Below are 15076 nucleotides of genomic sequence, written 5' to 3'. Positions count from 1 at the left end.
GGCCCCGGACGGATCCGGGGCCACGACGGGATAGCGCGGGCTAGCGGCCGGCGGGTACCGACTCGGCCGCGGTCTCGGTGCGAACCGTCTTCCAGCCGATCCCGGTGACGACGGCACCGGCGAGGGCGATGCCGGCGGCGCCGAGGAACCCGGCCGAGAAGCCGTCGGTCATGGCGGCCAGGTCACCGACCTGGTCCGAGCCGTACGCGGCCGCGACGACGGTCATCGCCGCCAGCCCGAGCGCGGAGCCGACCTGGTAGCTGGTGTTGACGATCCCGGCGGCCAGACCGCCCTCCTCGGGAGCGGCGGCGCCGAGCGCCGTGCTCAGGGAGGGGATGAAGGCCAGCGCCATGCCCGCCGCGGTGACCAGGGTCGCGGGGAGCACATCGACCGCGAAGCTGCCGTCGGCGTCGATCCGGGAGAGCCAGACCAGGCCCGCCCCGAGGACGACCAGGCCGCCGACGGTCATCGCCTTCGGGCCGTACGCCGCGGTCAGCCGCGGAGCGACGGCGACCATGCCGAGCATGATCGTCACCGTCATCGGCAGCAGGGCCGCGCCGGACGCGAAGGCGCCGAGGCCGAGGACCTGCTGGAGGTAGAGGTTGATGAAGAAGAACATCGGGATCCAGGCGGCGCCGAGCAGGAGCTGGGCGATGTTCGCGGCGGCGAGGTTCGTGGCCTTGAAGATGCCCAGGCGCATGAGCGGCGCCGAGGATCCGGCCTGCAGGGCGACGAACGCGACGAGCAGGGCGATGCCGATGGCCCCGGCGACGAGCGTGCTCGGCGATGCCCAGCCCTCTTCGGGGACGCGTACGACCGCGAAGACCACGGCGGCGAGGCCCAGGGTGACGGTCAGCGCGCCGAGCAGGTCGATGCGGCCCCGCTGAGCCGTGCCGGCCGGCATCGCGCCGGGCGTCAGGGCGAGGACCGCGAGGGCGATCGGCAGGTTGATGAAGAAGACCCACGGCCAGGAGAGGTACTCGGTGAGCACGCCACCGAGGAACACGCCGGCGGTGCCGCCGGCCGGGGCGGCCGCGCCGTAGAGCGCGAGCGCCTTGGTCAGCTCCTTCGGGTTCGCCCCGAAGGTCATGAACAGCAGGGTCAGCGCCGAGGGCGCGATCAGCGCGGAGCCGGCGCCCTGGACGGCGCGGCCGGCGATCTCGACGGCGACGGTGTCGGCCAGTCCGGCGACCAGCGAGCCGACGCCGAGGACCAGCCAGCCGAGGGCGAAGAGCCGGCGCGCGCCGAGCAGGTCGGAGAGCCGGCCCCCGAGCAGCAGGAGGCCGCCGAAGGCGACCACGTAGGCGTTGAAGACCCAGCTGAGGTCCTGCGGGGCGAAGCCGAGATCACGCTGGATCTCGGGAAGCGCCACGCCGATGATGGAGGTGTCCATGATGACCATGAACTGGGCGGCGGCGATGAGGCCGAGGGCGAGCCAGCGGCGGCTGTTGGCACCCGCCGCCGGGGATGCTGTGGAAGACATGGTTCTCTCTCTTCGTCAGGGCGGCCGTTCGACCGCGTGAGGAGAACCTGTCCCGCGCTACTGTCCCTGGTCTGTCCGGGCGCCGTCCGTCGTGTCGTCCGTCGTGCCCCCGGTCAGCCGGGACAGCGCTTCGTCCGCCTGGCCCACGAGGGCGACCTCGCCGGTGGCGAGGCCGAGGCTGCGGGCCTCGTCGTAGCGCTCCACGGCCGCCTCCGTCTCGCCGAGCCGCTCGTGGCACCGGGCCAGCGCGAGGGTCGCCTTCGCCGTCATCGCGGGCGTCTGCAGCGTCTCGAAGCCCTGGATCGCCGCCGTCAGCAGGTCGATGGCGCTCGACCAGTCCTCCCGACGCTCGGCGAGCCGGCCACGTCCGTACGCCGCCAGGACCGACCCGGCGCGGTCGCCGACGTGCCGCGACGCCAGCTCAGCGCGGCGGAACGCGTCCTCGGCCGACTCGTGATCGCCCAGGCCCAGGTGGGTGATGCCGAGGTCGGCGAGAGCCCACTGCACGGTGTTGTGGATGCCGGCCGAGGCCGCGACGTCGATGGCCTGCTCGAGCGTGCGGGCCGACTCCCGCAGACGTCCGAACTGCCGCAGGCCGTAGCCGAGGTGGTAGAGGACGGCGCTGTGACCCCACGAGTCGTCGAGGTGGCGGAACTCGGCCGCGGTGGCCCGGCCGAGGCGCATCGCCGCCGCCTCGTCTCTGGCCTTGAGGGCGGTCTCGAGACGTACGAAGCCGGCGACGGCGAGGCCCCAGCGGTCCCCGCGATCGCGGAACGACCGCTCGGCGGCATCCAGCAGGGCTGCCGCCTCCGGATCCTGGCCGTTGACCCCTTCGACCGCGAGCAGCACCTGCGAGACGGCGGCCCGGTCGGCGTCGCCGTCGCTGCTGAAGATCGCGAGGCTCTCGCGGGCCGCCTCGGCACAGCGCGGGTGCGGGTGGACGACGCAGGCGCGGGGGCGTTCGACCAGCGACACCGCCTGCAGGGCAGCGGCCCGTGCCGACGCTGTCCCGCGGCCGGTCTCCAGGAGACGCCGCAGGATCCGGCGGCCCTCGAGATGGCGGCCCTGGTGCCAGAAGAGGCCGAGGTGGCCGGCCAGCCGCAGGGCGGCGTCGACGTCGCCGGCCGGGCCCTCCAGCCAGGCGATGGCGGAGCGTACGTTGGCCTGCTCGTCGCCAAGGAGGTTCCGCGCGCGGGGGTCGCCCTGACCGCGCAGCGCCTGCGCCGACCGCTCCGCGATCTCGGTGAAGTGGTGGGCGTGCCGGGCGGCCAGGGCGTCGCTGCGGCCGGTCCGGGAGAGCCGTTCGGCGGCGTACTCGCGCAGGGTCTCGAGCATGCGGTAGCGGGTGAGGGGGCCGCGTTCGGCGACGATCAGGGACTGCTCGACCAGGCGGCCCACGGCGTGGATGACCTGGCTCGGGTCGGTCTCGTCGTCGGCGAGGACCTGCTCGGCCGCGGTCAGGGTCCAGCCGCCGTGGAACACGGCGAGCCCTTCGAAGACGCGCTTCTCGAGGTCGTCGAGCAGGTCGTAGCTCCAGTCCACGGTCGCGCGGAGGGTGCGCTGGCGGTCCTCCGCCGTCCGTGGTCCCGAGGTGAGGAGCGTGAACCGCTGGTCGAGCCGGTCGGCGAGGTCGCTCGGGGACAGCGAGGCGGCGCGGGCCGCGGCCAGCTCCAGCGCCAGCGGCATGCCGTCGAGCGCGCGGGCGATACGGCCGAGCGGGACGTACGCATCAGGGTCGGTCTCGATCCCGGGCAGGACGGTCGCGATCCGGCGAACGAGCAGCTGCACCGAGGGGGTCGTCGCGATCGTCTCGGGGTCGTCGTCCTCGAGCGGTGTCGGGAGCGGGCCGACGAGAGTCTGCACCTCGCTCGGCAGGGCGAGGGGCTCCCGGCTGGTGGCGATGACGGTGAGCCGCGGGCAGCGGGCCAGCAGCCGTTCGACCAGGGTCGCGACTGGATCGACGAGGTGCTCGCAGTTGTCGATGACCAGGAGCAGGTGCTTGTCGGCGAGGAAGTCGACCAGCCGTGCCTGCAGGTCGGTCGCCGACCCGTCCTGCGGCATCGCCACGGCCGCGGCGACGGCCGGGACGATGTGCTCGCGGCTTCGGATCGCGGCGAGCCGGACGAGGAAGGTGCCGTCCGGGAACCGCTCGGCGAGACGGTGGGCGGCATGCAGGCCCAGGGCGGTCTTCCCGGAGCCGCCGGGGCCGACGAGAGTGGTCAGCCTGGAGCTGCCGACGCGCTCGCTCAGGGAGGCGAGCAGGTCGTCGCGCCCCACGAGCGGGGTGAGGTCGGTCGGGAGGTTGGAGAGCCGCGCTCCGGAGCGGGCGTGGTGCGGAGCGGTCGCCGGCGTGGAGAGGGTGACCTCGCCGGAGGAGCCGAGCGACGGGTCCTGCCGGAGCACCCGCTCGTGGAGCGACCGCAGGGAGGTCGACGGCTCGAGACCGAGGTCGGCGTCCAACGTCTTCCGGGTGCGGGTGAAGACCTCGAGGGCATCGGCCTGCCGGCCGGCACGGTAGAGCGCGACCATCAGCAGGCCGGCCATGGCCTCGTGGGCGGGGTCGGTACGCAGCAGCGGCTCGAGGTCGGTGACGACCTCGGCGTGGCGGCCCAGCGACAGCGCGATCTGGGCCCGCTCGGCGTACGCCGTCCGGCGCAGGTCCTCCAGCCGCACCGACTCGGGAACCGCCCACGGCTCGGTGGCGAAGTCGGCGAGCGCCTCGCCGCGCCAGAGCCCGAGCGCCGCGTCGTAGGTGGCCAGATCCTCCTCGCTCGGGCTCCCCGAACCGGCGACCGATGCCCGGACCTCCCGGATCCGTCGCTCGAACGTCTCGGCGTCGATGCTCTCGGGGTCGACGGCTGCCCGGTAGCCGCCGCCGTCGCGCTGCACCAGGTCCAGCCCGACCGCCTTGAACACCCGGCGCAGCTTGGAGACCCGGAGCTGGAGCGCGTTCAACGGGTCGGCCGGCAGCGACGAGTCGGCCCACAGCCGGTCGATGAGCGCCGAGGCCGGCACGATCCGGCCGCGCGCCAGGAGCAGCACCGAGAGCAGGGCCCGCTCCGCCGAGCCGGGGACCTTGACGGTCTCGCCGTCGACCGTCGCCTCGAACGGACCGAGCAGCCCGAAGCGGATGTCACGCGAGGTCGGCAGCACGTCGAGATCGTAGTCAGGCCCCGCTCGGGCGCCGAACGGATATCTGTCCGCACCTGTCCGGGCCGCGACAACGCCGGGACAGTACGCAGACAGATCGCCCGACCAACCTCTGGCACGTCAACACATCGAGATCCGAGCCAGGAGTGATCACATGAACGCCATTGCCAAGGTCGGTGCGTTCGCCGGAGCCGTCGTTGCCCTCGGCGGCCTGGGTTCCGCCGTGGGCGCCTCCGTCGGCCCGCTCGGCGAGCCGGAGCGCCACCCGGAGCACGCGACCGAGAACAGCAGCCACGGCGGCCACGCCGGGCACGGTGCCGGGAAGGCGCCCGCAGCCACCGGGCTCAACGTCAGCGAGGGCGGCTACACCCTCGATCTCGTCGAGGACCGCTACCAGCGCACGCCCGACGCCACGCTGCGGTTCCGGATCCTCGGTGACGACCACGAGCCCGTCACCCGGTTCGCGACCGCGCACGGCAAGAAGCTCCACCTGATCGTCGTACGCCGCGACCTGGCCACCTTCCAGCACGTGCACCCGGTGATGTCCGCCGACGGCACCTGGGCGGTCGCCGCCGACCTCGCCGAGGCCGGGACCTACCGCGTCTTCGCCGACTTCCGGCCGGAGGCCGCGGACGAGGGCCTGACCCTCGGCCAGGACCTCTTCGTCGGCGGGCCCTGCGAGCCGCAGCCGCTGCCGGCGGCCGCCACCACCAGCACGGTCAGCCCCTACCAGGTGGACCTGGGCGGGCATCTGGTCGCGGGCAAGACCTCGCGCCTGACCCTGACCGTGACCCGCGACGGCGAGCCGGTCACCGACCTGGAGCCCTACCTCGAGGCGTACGGCCATCTGGTCGCGCTCCGCGACGGCGACCTGGCTTACCTCCACGTCCATCCCGACGGGGCGCCCGGAGACGGGCGCACGCAGCCCGGCCCGGAGATCACCTTCTCCGCCGAGGTGCCCTCGGCCGGGACGTACCGCCTGTTCCTCGACTTCCAGCACGCCGGTGAGGTGCGCACGGCGGCCTTCACCGCCACGGCCGAAGCCCACGGAACAGCCCACTGACTCCCTGCTCCAGCAGGGTCCACCACAGAGAGAGGAAAGCACCATGTGCAGCACCACCTACACCGTTTCCGGGATGACCTGCGGCCACTGCGTCAGCTCCGTCACCGAGGAGGTCACCCAGATCGCGGGCGTCTCCTCCGTCGACGTCGACCTGGCCACCGGCCAGGTGACCGTCACCTCCGAGAACGAGCTCGACCCCGTGCTGGTTCAGCGCGCGGTCGAGGAGGCCGGCTACCAGCTGGCCGGCTGAGACCCGCGTCGGCTCCCCTCCCCGTGAAGGGGAGCCGACGCGTACGCCGATCCACCCACCCGAAGGACACCGTCATGACCGTCTCCGGAACCTCTCCATCAACCTCTGCACCCACGACCGACTTCGAGCTCGAGATCGACGGCATGACCTGTGCGTCGTGCGCGAACCGCATCGAGCGCAAGCTCAACAAGCTCGACGGCGTCACCGCGACCGTCAACTACGCGACCGAGAAGGCGAAGATCTCCGTCGCCGCGGACAACACCGACATCGACGCGAGCGTGTTGATCGCGACCGTCGAGAGCGCCGGGTACGGCGCGACGGAGCCTCGTCGCGAGGACCCGTCGTCGAGCGCGCCCGTCGACGCCGAGGCCACCGACCCCGTCGACCGGCTCCGGCAGCGGCTGCTGATCTCGGCGCTGCTCACCGTCCCGGTGGTGCTGATGGCGATGGTGCCGGCCCTGCAGTTCGAGAGCTGGCAGTGGCTCTCGCTCACCCTCGCCGCGCCGGTCGTGGTCTGGGGCGCGGCACCGTTCCACCGGGCGGCGTGGACCAACGCGCGCCACGGCGCGGCGACCATGGACACGCTGGTCTCCGTCGGGACCCTGGCCGCCTTCGGCTGGTCCCTGTACGCCCTCTTCCTCGGCACCGCCGGCGAGCCCGGGATGACCCACGCGTTCAGCCTCGCCATCGAGCGTACGAACGGGCTCGGCAACATCTACCTCGAGGCGGCAGCCGGCGTCACGACCTTCATCCTCGCCGGCCGCTACTTCGAGGCCCGCTCGAAGCGCCGTGCTGGCGCTGCCCTCACCGCGCTCCTCGAGCTCGGCGCCAAGGAGGTCGCCGTCCTCCGCGACGGGTCCGAGACCCGAATCCCGATCGACGAGCTCGCCGTCGGCGACCTGTTCGTCGTACGTCCCGGGGAGAAGGTCGCCACCGACGGCATCGTCGAGGACGGGTCCTCTGCCATCGACGCGGCGATGCTGACCGGCGAGTCCGTACCGGTCGAGGTCGCACCCGGCGACGCCGTCACCGGGGCCACCGTGAACGCCGGCGGGCGCATCGTCGTCCGGGCGACCCGGGTCGGCGCCGACACCCAGCTCGCCCAGATGGCGCGCCTGGTCGAGGAGGCGCAGACCGGCAAGGCCGCGGCGCAGCGGCTCGCCGACCGGATCTCGGGCGTCTTCGTACCCATCGTGATCGCCCTCTCGGCCATCACTCTCGGCTTCTGGCTCGGCGCGGGCGCCGGGACCGCCACCGCCTTCACCGCGGCGGTCGCGGTGCTGATCATCGCCTGCCCGTGCGCGCTCGGTCTGGCCACGCCCACGGCGCTGATGGTCGGCACCGGACGCGGCGCCCAGCTCGGCATCCTCATCAAGGGACCCGAGGTGCTCGAGAGCACCCGTCAGATCGACACGATCGTGCTCGACAAGACCGGCACCGTCACCAGCGGGACCATGACGCTGACCGATGTGATCGCCGCACCCGGCGAGGACGCCGACGAGATCGCCCGGCTGGCCGGCGCCCTGGAGTACGCCTCCGAGCACCCGATCGCCCGCGCCATCGCCTCCGGAGCCGAGGCCCGCGTCGGCACCCTGCCCGCGGCCGAGGACTTCGCCAACGTCCCGGGCCTGGGCGTGCAGGGCATCGTCGAGGGCCACGCCGTCCTCGTCGGCCGGGTCCGCCTGCTCGAGGAGTGGAGCCAGTACCTTCCCGGCGACCTCGCCCTCGCGATGGCCGAGGCCGAGAGCGAGGGCCGCACCGCCGTCGCTGTCGGCTGGGACGGACACGCGCGCGGCGTCCTGGTCGTCAACGACGTGATCAAGCCGACCTCGGCCGCCGCGATCGCGGAACTCCAGCGGCTCGGCCTGACCCCGGTCCTGCTCACCGGCGACAACGAGACGGTCGCCCGGAGCGTTGCCGCCGAGGTCGGCATCCCGGTCTCCGCGGACACCGTCATCGCCGAGGTGCTCCCCGAGGACAAGGTCGCCGTGGTCCGCCGGCTGCAGGAGGAGGGACGCGTGGTCGCGATGGTCGGCGACGGCGTCAACGACGCCCCGGCACTGGCCCAGGCCGATCTCGGCCTCTCGATGGGCACCGGCACCGACGTCGCCATCCAGGCCAGCGACCTGACCCTGGTCCGCGGCGACCTGCGGGTCGCAGCCGACGCGATCCGGCTCTCCCGCCGCACGCTGGCCACGATCAAGGGCAACCTGTTCTGGGCCTTCGCCTACAACGTCGCGGCGATCCCGCTGGCCGTCGCCGGGCTGCTCAACCCGATGCTCGCCGGTGCCGCGATGGCCTTCTCGTCGGTCTTCGTGGTGAGCAACAGCCTCCGGCTGCGACGTTTCCGCTGATCCGAATGGAGACACTGCTCCTCGGGCGTGACCGTGCTCGAGAAGCAGTGTCTCTCGGTCTGCGTACTATCCAACTCCCCGCTGGCGGGCGGCAGCGACTGCTCCGGTGTAGGTCTCGGTGGTGAGGTCGCCATCGCTGATTCCAAGTTTCGCGAGGACGGTCCGGATCGTGCCGAGGCCGGCCTCGACGTCGTCGGTAGGCGCCAGCGTCTCGACCTCCAGATACGTACCTTCGATCTCGGGCACCTCGACGAGAGTCGCCAGAAACTCGCGGCCCTCGGCCTCGAACCGATGGTTGCGACACAGCTTGCGAAACGAGATCAGCTCCACCGCGCCCAGAGCCTTCAGAACGGTGTCGGCAACAGCCGGGTCGGTCATCTCGGTCTCGTGCTCGGGCCTGGACCCCGAGGCCGTTTCGACTGGGGCGGTCTTGAAGGTCAACAGCGAGCGGCTGCCGGAATCGTTGGTGACAGTCCGGACCCGAAGCTCCTGGTCACGGGCGGTCAGAGTCTCATCGGGCAGGTCGTAGTAGGTGTCGTGGTAGGTCTCATCGATTCCGGATGCCAGTCGTTCGAGCTCGGCCCGGACGTGGTCGACATCGCTGACCTTGGCCTTCAGCTCGACCTCGATGAGTCCGCTCACTGTTCCGCCTTCCCTGATCAGGAGGTCGGTTGAACGGGCAGGTCGTGCATCAGTACGTCGAAGGTCGGTGCATCAGGCCAGGCCGGGCGGAGCTGTCCGACGCACTGCCAACCCCAGCGTTTGTAGGCGGTGTACGCACGTTCGTTGGTGGGCGAGACGAGCAAGGTTGCGCGTGGTTCGGTGCGGGCAGCGAGGAGTTCGTCGTGCAGGGCATGCGCCACGCCTCGGCCCATCCACTCGCTCGCGACCATGATCTCGCTGAGGGCGAAGGTGCGCTGCCCCGACTCCTTCGTGAAGTCAGCTCCCAGGTCGGTGAGTAGCCCATCCCACCAGGAGCTTCCGGCCTTCAAGGGCCAACCCCAGGTCAGCCCGACAGGGTCTCCCGCCTCGTACGCGACGACCATGTCGAAACCGGGAGTGTTGGTGTAGCGCTCGAACCGGTTCATGAAGGTGGCCGTGGTGCGGAAGGGGTCGCCGCTGGCGATGGCGTCCTCGTGAGATCGAACGTAGAGGTCCTCGATGAGCGCGGAGGCGCCGCGTGCTGCTTGCGCGTCGAACCGCTGGAAGGTGAGGGCGTCGAGGGATGTCATGCGGCACCACCGTTCATCGCTTTCAGGTTGTCGAAACGCACGTGGAACTCTTCACCGCCCCGGTGGTTGGCAGCCGCTTCTCGAACAGGTTCGAGCCGTCGCAACGTCCGCCACGAGGACACATTCTCTTCCAGTGAGCTCAGCACGGTTACGCCCTCGGTGATCGCGGTCGAGGTATCGCCTGCGTCAGCGAGGGTCGAGGCGAGCGCGGCACGATAGTTCGTAGCGTTCCGTGGATCTGGCTGTTCCTCCGCTCCGGCGTGGTAGATGGCAGCGGCGGCGTCGAGATCACCGAGGTAGGCGTGTCCTCGCGCTTCGTGATACCGAACTTCGGCGGGAACGACGAACTGCAGCCAGATCGCTGTGTCCGCAGGTGGCTCGTGGCCCTCTGCGTGCTCGACCTCACGCCATGCGGTTCCGATCGCTCTTTCGAAGTTGGGACGGTCGCCCATAGCCGCGTGCGCGATCGCCGAGCGCGCAGCGATGAGGGCGTGCAGCCGGCTTGAACGGATGTTGCGGGCGATGATGCGGGAGCGCTCGGTCAGCTGCATCGCGCGGCTGGGCGAACCGGTCCCCGTGGGCGACATGGCAAGGAGGCTCGCGTTCTGAAGCGCGTGGACGGCAAGGTCGTCGTCACCGGCCTCGCTGGCGAGAGCGAGTGCATCTGAATACCACTGCCGAGCCAGATCCTCCCGGTCGGCGTCATAGGCGACCCACCCGGCGCACAGTGCGAGATCGCCGGTGGCGCTCATCAAGGCGGTGCCGACCTCCGGGGTATAGGTCGCGGTCTCGAGCATGGCCTTCGCCCTGGTCAGGCAGTCCGCGGCTTGGTGCAGCAGCACGCCGCCGCCGACGTGCTGGTCGCGTTGCCGGATCCAGTCGGCGGCTGCGCGGAGCGTCTGAACGTGCACCTTGTCGACATTCATGCCGGCTGGAGTGGCGGACGTTGTGTGGGCCCACGCTGGTAGGGCGAGTGTGCTGATACCGAGCAGAGTCTTGTTGAACACGCGTCGGTCCACGCCGGAGTCGTCGCTATCGCGATCGGCGAGAGCCTGAGCGAAGCGTCTGTGTGCGGCTTTGTCGGCGCGGTCGAGAAGCGTGTCGAACATGGCCTGGAAGTGGGGTCGCGGTTGTCGTGAGGAGCCAGCCTGCTCCCACTTGGAGACGGTTCGGGGCGAGATGCCGAGCTCGGTCGCGAATTCGCGCACCGTCATGCGCAGCGCCACCTTTCGCAACAGTCGCGCTTCCGCCCCGGTCCAGGTGTCCACCTTCGGCATTGAACCAGGTTTACGCACCCGTGGGCAGGCAAAGGGCCACGCATGGGCCACACGTGGGCGTTCCGAATCACCTCGCCGGTGAGCAGGCTGAGAAGTGACCCCCGGCACCGGTCGAACGAACGCATCTGCGAGCAAGCCGTCGCATCCTGCCGCTCCGCGTATCTCGCCAGACGCGAGGTGCTCCCCAGCGGGGCCGACGAGTCTCCGGTGCCGGGGTCAGCAAGGTCGAAACGCATACCCACCCTGAGAGTCATGGAGCACCATGAGTTCAGTACCAGCCATCGGTCCTCGTCGCGGACGGCCTGGGCGCCCGCGCCTCGTGCATCCTCAGCTCAACGGATCGCCGCGCGAGCAGATCCTCGAAGCCGCCGCTCGGTTGTTCACCAGCAAGGGATACGCCGCGACCTCGACCCGGGAGATCGCCGAGGCGGTCGGAATCCGGCAGGCCTCGCTCTACTACCACTTCGCGGGCAAGGGTGAGATCGTCACGGAGCTGCTGGCTCAGACGATCCGGCCCACGGTGGACAGCGTCGCCCGGATGGAGTCGCTGACCGACGACCCTGACACGGTGCTGTACCTGGTGGCGCTCACCGACGTTCGTACGTTGGCAAAGGCGCCGCACAACATTGGTTGGCTCTACCTCGCCCCTGATGTCGCCCAAGTCGAGGGGTTCGACGAGTTCACCGAGGCCCGCTCGGATCTCGCTGCCACCTACGCGCGCCTGGCCGAGCCGATCGCGACTTCCGAGGTCCTCGGTGCTCTCGGGCCGGTCCGACTCGGAGAGAAGCTGGTCCACAACGTCGAGGAGGTCATCGGGCTGCGGAACGCCGGCCGCCGCATCGATCTCGACGAGTCTGCGTCTATCGCATCCTCATGCCTACGGCTGTGTGGCATCGACCAGGCTCGTATCGACCTCGCACAGAAGACCGCCGCCACCCTCCTGGGTCAGCTGGACCAAGTCGATGGCAGCGCGGGCGGAGACGCAAGGTGCGGATAGCGAACAGCCCCTGAGACTGTCTCGACGTACAGGCTCAGGGGCTGTCGTTGCGCTTGCCCGGGCTGGATCTACTCGGGAACTGCTTTGGCCGAGGTTGCCGCCGCGATCGCTACCGCGAGAGCGGCGCCGATACCGGCCCCGAGAGCGGCTCCTATCCAGTTCACGACGACATCACTCAGCAGGAACCCGATCCGTCCCATCGCCGGAAAGAGCATCTGAATCAGCTCCACCAGTAGAGGCAGCCCCACCGCGGTGGCGACAGCGACCCCTCGGCGGCCGGCGCACCACATCAGCACTGATACCGCGCCCAGGCTTGCCCCAGCTAGAACATTGAGTGAGTCGGAACTGATCATCAAGAGGTTCCCAAGTGACGGCAGCTGGACTTCGAGCATGAGCCCACGAGACGCGCCCGGAGTCCCCCACAGCCCGGATATGTTCGGCGTTGCGGTCACGCCCAGGTAGGCGCCGCACACCGCGACGAACAAGACCGCGGTCGTGCGCGGCACACGCAACCACCTTGCCCACCATGGTGCTCCCAGGACGGCAAGCACCCCTGCGCCGATGATGGTCGGCAAAGCGAGCGGCAGCGAGCGGAAGAAGGGCTCGATGAACAATCTAGGCCTCCGGCTCTGGAGTAGCGCTATGTGCATAGGCCACGTTTCCTACGGCTGAATCATCGCTTGCGAACCTAGACTCCCGAAACGTGGACGAACACGTGTTGCTGATCGCCGGGGCGGCGCTCGTGATCATGATCGCGGCGTCGGTGTTCGCGCGGCGTACGGGGGTGGCGGCGCCGCTGCTGCTCGTGGGGCTCGGGATCGGGGCGAGCTATCTGCCCGGTGCCCCGGCGATCGAGCTCGATCCGGAGCTGATCCTGGCCGGCGTACTGCCGCCGTTGCTCTACTCCTCCGCGGTCAACCTGCCGGTGATCGACTTCCGGCGGAACTTCCGGCTGATCAGCTGGCTCTCGGTCGTGATGGTGATCGTCTCGGCGCTGGTGATCGGCGCGGTCGTGCACTGGCTGTTCCCGGAGATCTCGTTCCCGCTCGCGGTCGCGCTCGGCGCGGTCGTCAGCCCCACCGACGCGGTGGCGGCGACGGCGATCGGGCGCCGGGTCGGGCTGCCGCCGCGGGTGATGACGGTGCTGGAGGGGGAGAGCCTGGTCAACGACGCGTCCGCCCTCGTGGTCCTCCGGACGGCCGTCGCGGGGATCGCTGCGGCCAGCTCGTTCTCGCTGGGACGTACGGTCCTGGAGTTCGGGTGGGCGGTGCTGGGCGCGCTCGTGATCGGTGGCCTCGTCGGCTGGGGCACGGTCGTGCTCCGCCAGCGGCTGGACGATCCGGTGCTCAACACGACCATCTCGTTCGCGGTGCCCTTCATCGCCTACTTCCCGGCCGAAGAGCTGGACGCGTCCGGCGTGCTCGCCGTGGTCGTCGCGGGGCTGGTGACCGGTGGTCTCGGCAGCCGCCGGTTCAGCGCCCGCGACCGACAGACCCAGGCCACCACCTGGACCACGTTCAACTTCATCCTGGAGAGCGGCGTCTTCCTGGCGATGGGCTACCAGCTGCCCGACTTCGTCGATGCCGCCCAGGGCGAGACCACGCCGGGCCAGATGGCCGGCCTCGTCCTGACCGTCGTCGGCCTGCTGGTTGTGCTCCGGTTCGCCGGCCTGGCCGGGCCTGCCCTCCGTGACCGCGAGGAGACCCAGGAAGAGGTACGCACCCGCCTGGACCAGTTCGAGGAGAAGCTCGACTCGCTGACCCCTGCCGACGACCGGGAGGACGCCCGGATCACCGCGGCCCGGCGACGGCTGGCGCGAGGCCGGGCCGACATCGACTTCGAGGAGCGCGAGCCGATCACCAAGCGCGGCTTCCTGACGATCGGCTGGGCCGGGATGCGCGGCGTCGTCACGGTCGCCGCGGCCCAGACCATCCCGGCCGGCACCTCCCACCGGTCGACCGTCGTGCTCGCCGCCTTCCTGGTCGCACTCATCACCCTCGTACTCTTCGGCCTCACCCTCCCGGCTCTGATCCGCCGGCTGCGGTTCTCCCCGGAGAGCGCCAAGGACCGGCACGACGCGTTCCGCTCGCTGCTGCAGCAGGTCGGTGAGTCGGCCGTCGACACCCTCGGGCCACTGGAGTCGCAGACGATCGACGGCGAGCCGATCGACCCGAAGCTGGTGACCAAGCTCAAGGACCGCATCCTCCCGCGGGTGCTCGCGGGTGTGCAGGAGGCACCGAGACTCCGGCCCGCGGCGCTGGAGCAGACGATGATCCTGCAGAAGCGCTACCTCGATGCGATGCGCGAGGCACTCGCCGCCGAGCGCAGCATCGGGGCCTACAGCTCCCACACCTACGCCAGGGTCGAGTCGATCCTCGACGACATGGAGAAGCGGCTCGAGGTGTAGTCAGCTCTGGCGGGCGTCGTAGGCGCGTCGCTTCTCGTCGATGATCGGGTTGTGCCGGATCGCCCACTCGGCCAAGGAGACCGCCGGGCCGACGAGCGTCCTGCCCATGCCGGTCAGCTCGTATTCCACCCGTGGCGGCACCTCGGGATAGCTCGTACGGCTCACCAGCCCGTCGCGCTCCAGATGGCGCAAGGTCAGCGTGAGCATGCGCTGGGAGATGCCCGGGACGTGCTGCTTCAGATCGCCGAACCGCATCCGACCGCCGTCCAGCGTGGCGATCACCAGCAGACTCCACTTGTCGCCGATGCGGTCGAGGATGCCTCGGATCGCGCTCCCGCCGTCGCCCCTGATCAGGCAGACCTTCTCGTAGTCCGACATGCGTCGCTCCTGCCGTCACAGGCACACCGATGTGCCTTTTGTACGCCTCTCGGAACCGGTCCATGCTGGGTTCTCGATCGGTCAGTTACTAATCGTAACCAAGGAGTTCGCATGGTGGTCGCATACTGGGTCGTCGCGGGGCTGCTCGCGGTGTTCTACCTCTACTCGGGCGGGATGAAGATTCTTCGGAGCCAGGAGCAGCTGGCTCCGATGATGGCGTGGGCGGGCACGGCGATCCCGATGCCGGGAGTCCGGGCGATCGGGGTGGTGGAGATGGCCGGCGCGCTCGGTCTCGTCCTCCCGCCGCTGACCGGCATCGCCCCCGCCCTGGCGATCTGGGCGGCCGGAGGGCTGGCGCTGGTGCAGGTGCTCGCCACGGCCTTCCACCTCTCCCGTGGAGAGCGCAAGGATCTGTGGCTCAACGGTGTGCTGATCGTCGTCGCCCTGGTCGCGCTGCTCCTCGCCACCCGCTCGTAGCTCCACGG

At 70.4% G+C, this 15076-nt stretch carries 13 protein-coding genes; 6 read left to right on the top strand and 7 right to left on the bottom strand.

The features are described 5' to 3' along the window. Positions 1-40 precede the first annotated feature (40 nt). Together UG56_RS25455 and UG56_RS25450 are read right to left on the bottom strand one after the other, a co-directional pair. Positions 41-1483, bottom strand: a complete 1443-nt coding sequence (locus UG56_RS25455; protein ID WP_045548141.1) for an MFS transporter — start codon at positions 1481-1483, stop codon at positions 41-43. 57 nt (positions 1484-1540) lie between these two features. Beyond that, on the bottom strand, positions 1541-4636 hold the full coding sequence (locus tag UG56_RS25450; protein ID WP_052693397.1) for an AfsR/SARP family transcriptional regulator: 3096 nt from the start codon (positions 4634-4636) through the stop codon (positions 1541-1543). Positions 4637-4787: 151 nt separating this feature from the next. Between UG56_RS25450 and UG56_RS25445 the strand changes: the two genes are divergently transcribed. The 3 genes from UG56_RS25445 to UG56_RS25435 all read left to right on the top strand — a co-directional run bounded on the left by UG56_RS25445 (position 4788) and on the right by UG56_RS25435 (position 8300). Then, positions 4788-5696 carry a hypothetical protein gene (locus UG56_RS25445; RefSeq protein WP_045548142.1) on the top strand — a complete coding sequence of 303 codons (909 nt, stop codon included), beginning with the start codon at positions 4788-4790 and terminating at the stop codon, positions 5694-5696. A 43-nt stretch (positions 5697-5739) separates the two neighbouring features. Beyond that, complete coding sequence (locus tag UG56_RS25440) at positions 5740-5946, top strand: heavy-metal-associated domain-containing protein (RefSeq protein WP_045548143.1); 207 nt, start codon at positions 5740-5742, stop codon at positions 5944-5946. Between the two features lie 74 nt (positions 5947-6020). Then, a complete protein-coding gene (locus UG56_RS25435; protein ID WP_045548144.1) occupies positions 6021-8300 on the top strand; it encodes a heavy metal translocating P-type ATPase in 2280 nt (759 codons plus the stop codon). Between the two features lie 66 nt (positions 8301-8366). Here the strand turns inward: UG56_RS25435 and UG56_RS25430 are convergent, their stop codons facing one another. From UG56_RS25430 to UG56_RS25420, 3 genes are read right to left on the bottom strand one after another with little or no spacing between them, the layout of a single operon-like run. Then, positions 8367-8942, bottom strand: a complete 576-nt coding sequence (locus UG56_RS25430; protein WP_045548145.1) for a class IV adenylate cyclase — start codon at positions 8940-8942, stop codon at positions 8367-8369. 17 nt (positions 8943-8959) lie between these two features. Beyond that, positions 8960-9532: a GNAT family N-acetyltransferase gene (locus UG56_RS25425; RefSeq protein ID WP_052693398.1), complete on the bottom strand. Its 573-nt coding sequence runs from the start codon at positions 9530-9532 to the stop codon at positions 8960-8962. Beyond that, positions 9529-10800, bottom strand: a complete 1272-nt coding sequence (locus UG56_RS25420; protein ID WP_218145289.1) for a helix-turn-helix domain-containing protein — start codon at positions 10798-10800, stop codon at positions 9529-9531. Before UG56_RS25420 ends, UG56_RS25425 begins: the two co-directional genes overlap by 4 nt. A gap of 328 nt (positions 10801-11128) precedes the next feature. Between UG56_RS25420 and UG56_RS25415 the strand changes: the two genes are divergently transcribed. Further along, positions 11129-11806, top strand: a complete 678-nt coding sequence (locus UG56_RS25415) for a TetR/AcrR family transcriptional regulator (protein ID WP_052693400.1) — start codon at positions 11129-11131, stop codon at positions 11804-11806. Between the two features lie 68 nt (positions 11807-11874). Here the strand turns inward: UG56_RS25415 and UG56_RS25410 are convergent, their stop codons facing one another. Continuing rightward, entirely contained in the window at positions 11875-12420 is a 546-nt protein-coding gene (locus UG56_RS25410; protein WP_143055195.1) for a hypothetical protein, read from the bottom strand. Between the two features lie 89 nt (positions 12421-12509). Between UG56_RS25410 and UG56_RS25405 the strand changes: the two genes are divergently transcribed. Continuing rightward, positions 12510-14213, top strand: coding sequence for a cation:proton antiporter (locus UG56_RS25405; protein ID WP_045548149.1), 1704 nt, complete (start codon positions 12510-12512; stop codon positions 14211-14213). Here UG56_RS25405 and UG56_RS25400 read toward each other — a convergent pair whose 3' ends face one another. Beyond that, entirely contained in the window at positions 14214-14591 is a 378-nt protein-coding gene (locus tag UG56_RS25400) for a winged helix-turn-helix transcriptional regulator (protein ID WP_045548150.1), read from the bottom strand. Between the two features lie 111 nt (positions 14592-14702). On the opposite strand from UG56_RS25400, the gene UG56_RS25395 reads away from it, so the two are divergent. Then, complete coding sequence (locus UG56_RS25395) at positions 14703-15068, top strand: DoxX family protein (protein WP_045548151.1); 366 nt, start codon at positions 14703-14705, stop codon at positions 15066-15068. The last annotated feature ends 8 nt before the right edge of the window (positions 15069-15076 follow it).

The sequence above is a fragment of the Nocardioides luteus genome, assembly GCF_000960475.2.
GTDB classification, from domain to species: Bacteria; Actinomycetota; Actinomycetes; order Propionibacteriales; family Nocardioidaceae; genus Nocardioides; species Nocardioides luteus_A.
This window is presented reverse-complemented; position numbering and strand designations above follow the sequence as displayed.

Coding starts and splice junctions, on each gene's coding strand:
- UG56_RS25395 (WP_045548151.1), top strand. CDS start 14,703: ATGGTGGTCGCATACTGGGTCGTCGCGGGGCTGCTCGCGGTGTTCTAC.
- UG56_RS25425 (WP_052693398.1), bottom strand. CDS start 9,532: ATGACATCCCTCGACGCCCTCACCTTCCAGCGGTTCGACGCGCAAGCA.
- UG56_RS25400 (WP_045548150.1), bottom strand. CDS start 14,591: ATGTCGGACTACGAGAAGGTCTGCCTGATCAGGGGCGACGGCGGGAGC.
- UG56_RS25440 (WP_045548143.1), top strand. CDS start 5,740: ATGTGCAGCACCACCTACACCGTTTCCGGGATGACCTGCGGCCACTGC.
- UG56_RS25435 (WP_045548144.1), top strand. CDS start 6,021: ATGACCGTCTCCGGAACCTCTCCATCAACCTCTGCACCCACGACCGAC.
- UG56_RS25455 (WP_045548141.1), bottom strand. CDS start 1,483: ATGTCTTCCACAGCATCCCCGGCGGCGGGTGCCAACAGCCGCCGCTGG.
- UG56_RS25445 (WP_045548142.1), top strand. CDS start 4,788: ATGAACGCCATTGCCAAGGTCGGTGCGTTCGCCGGAGCCGTCGTTGCC.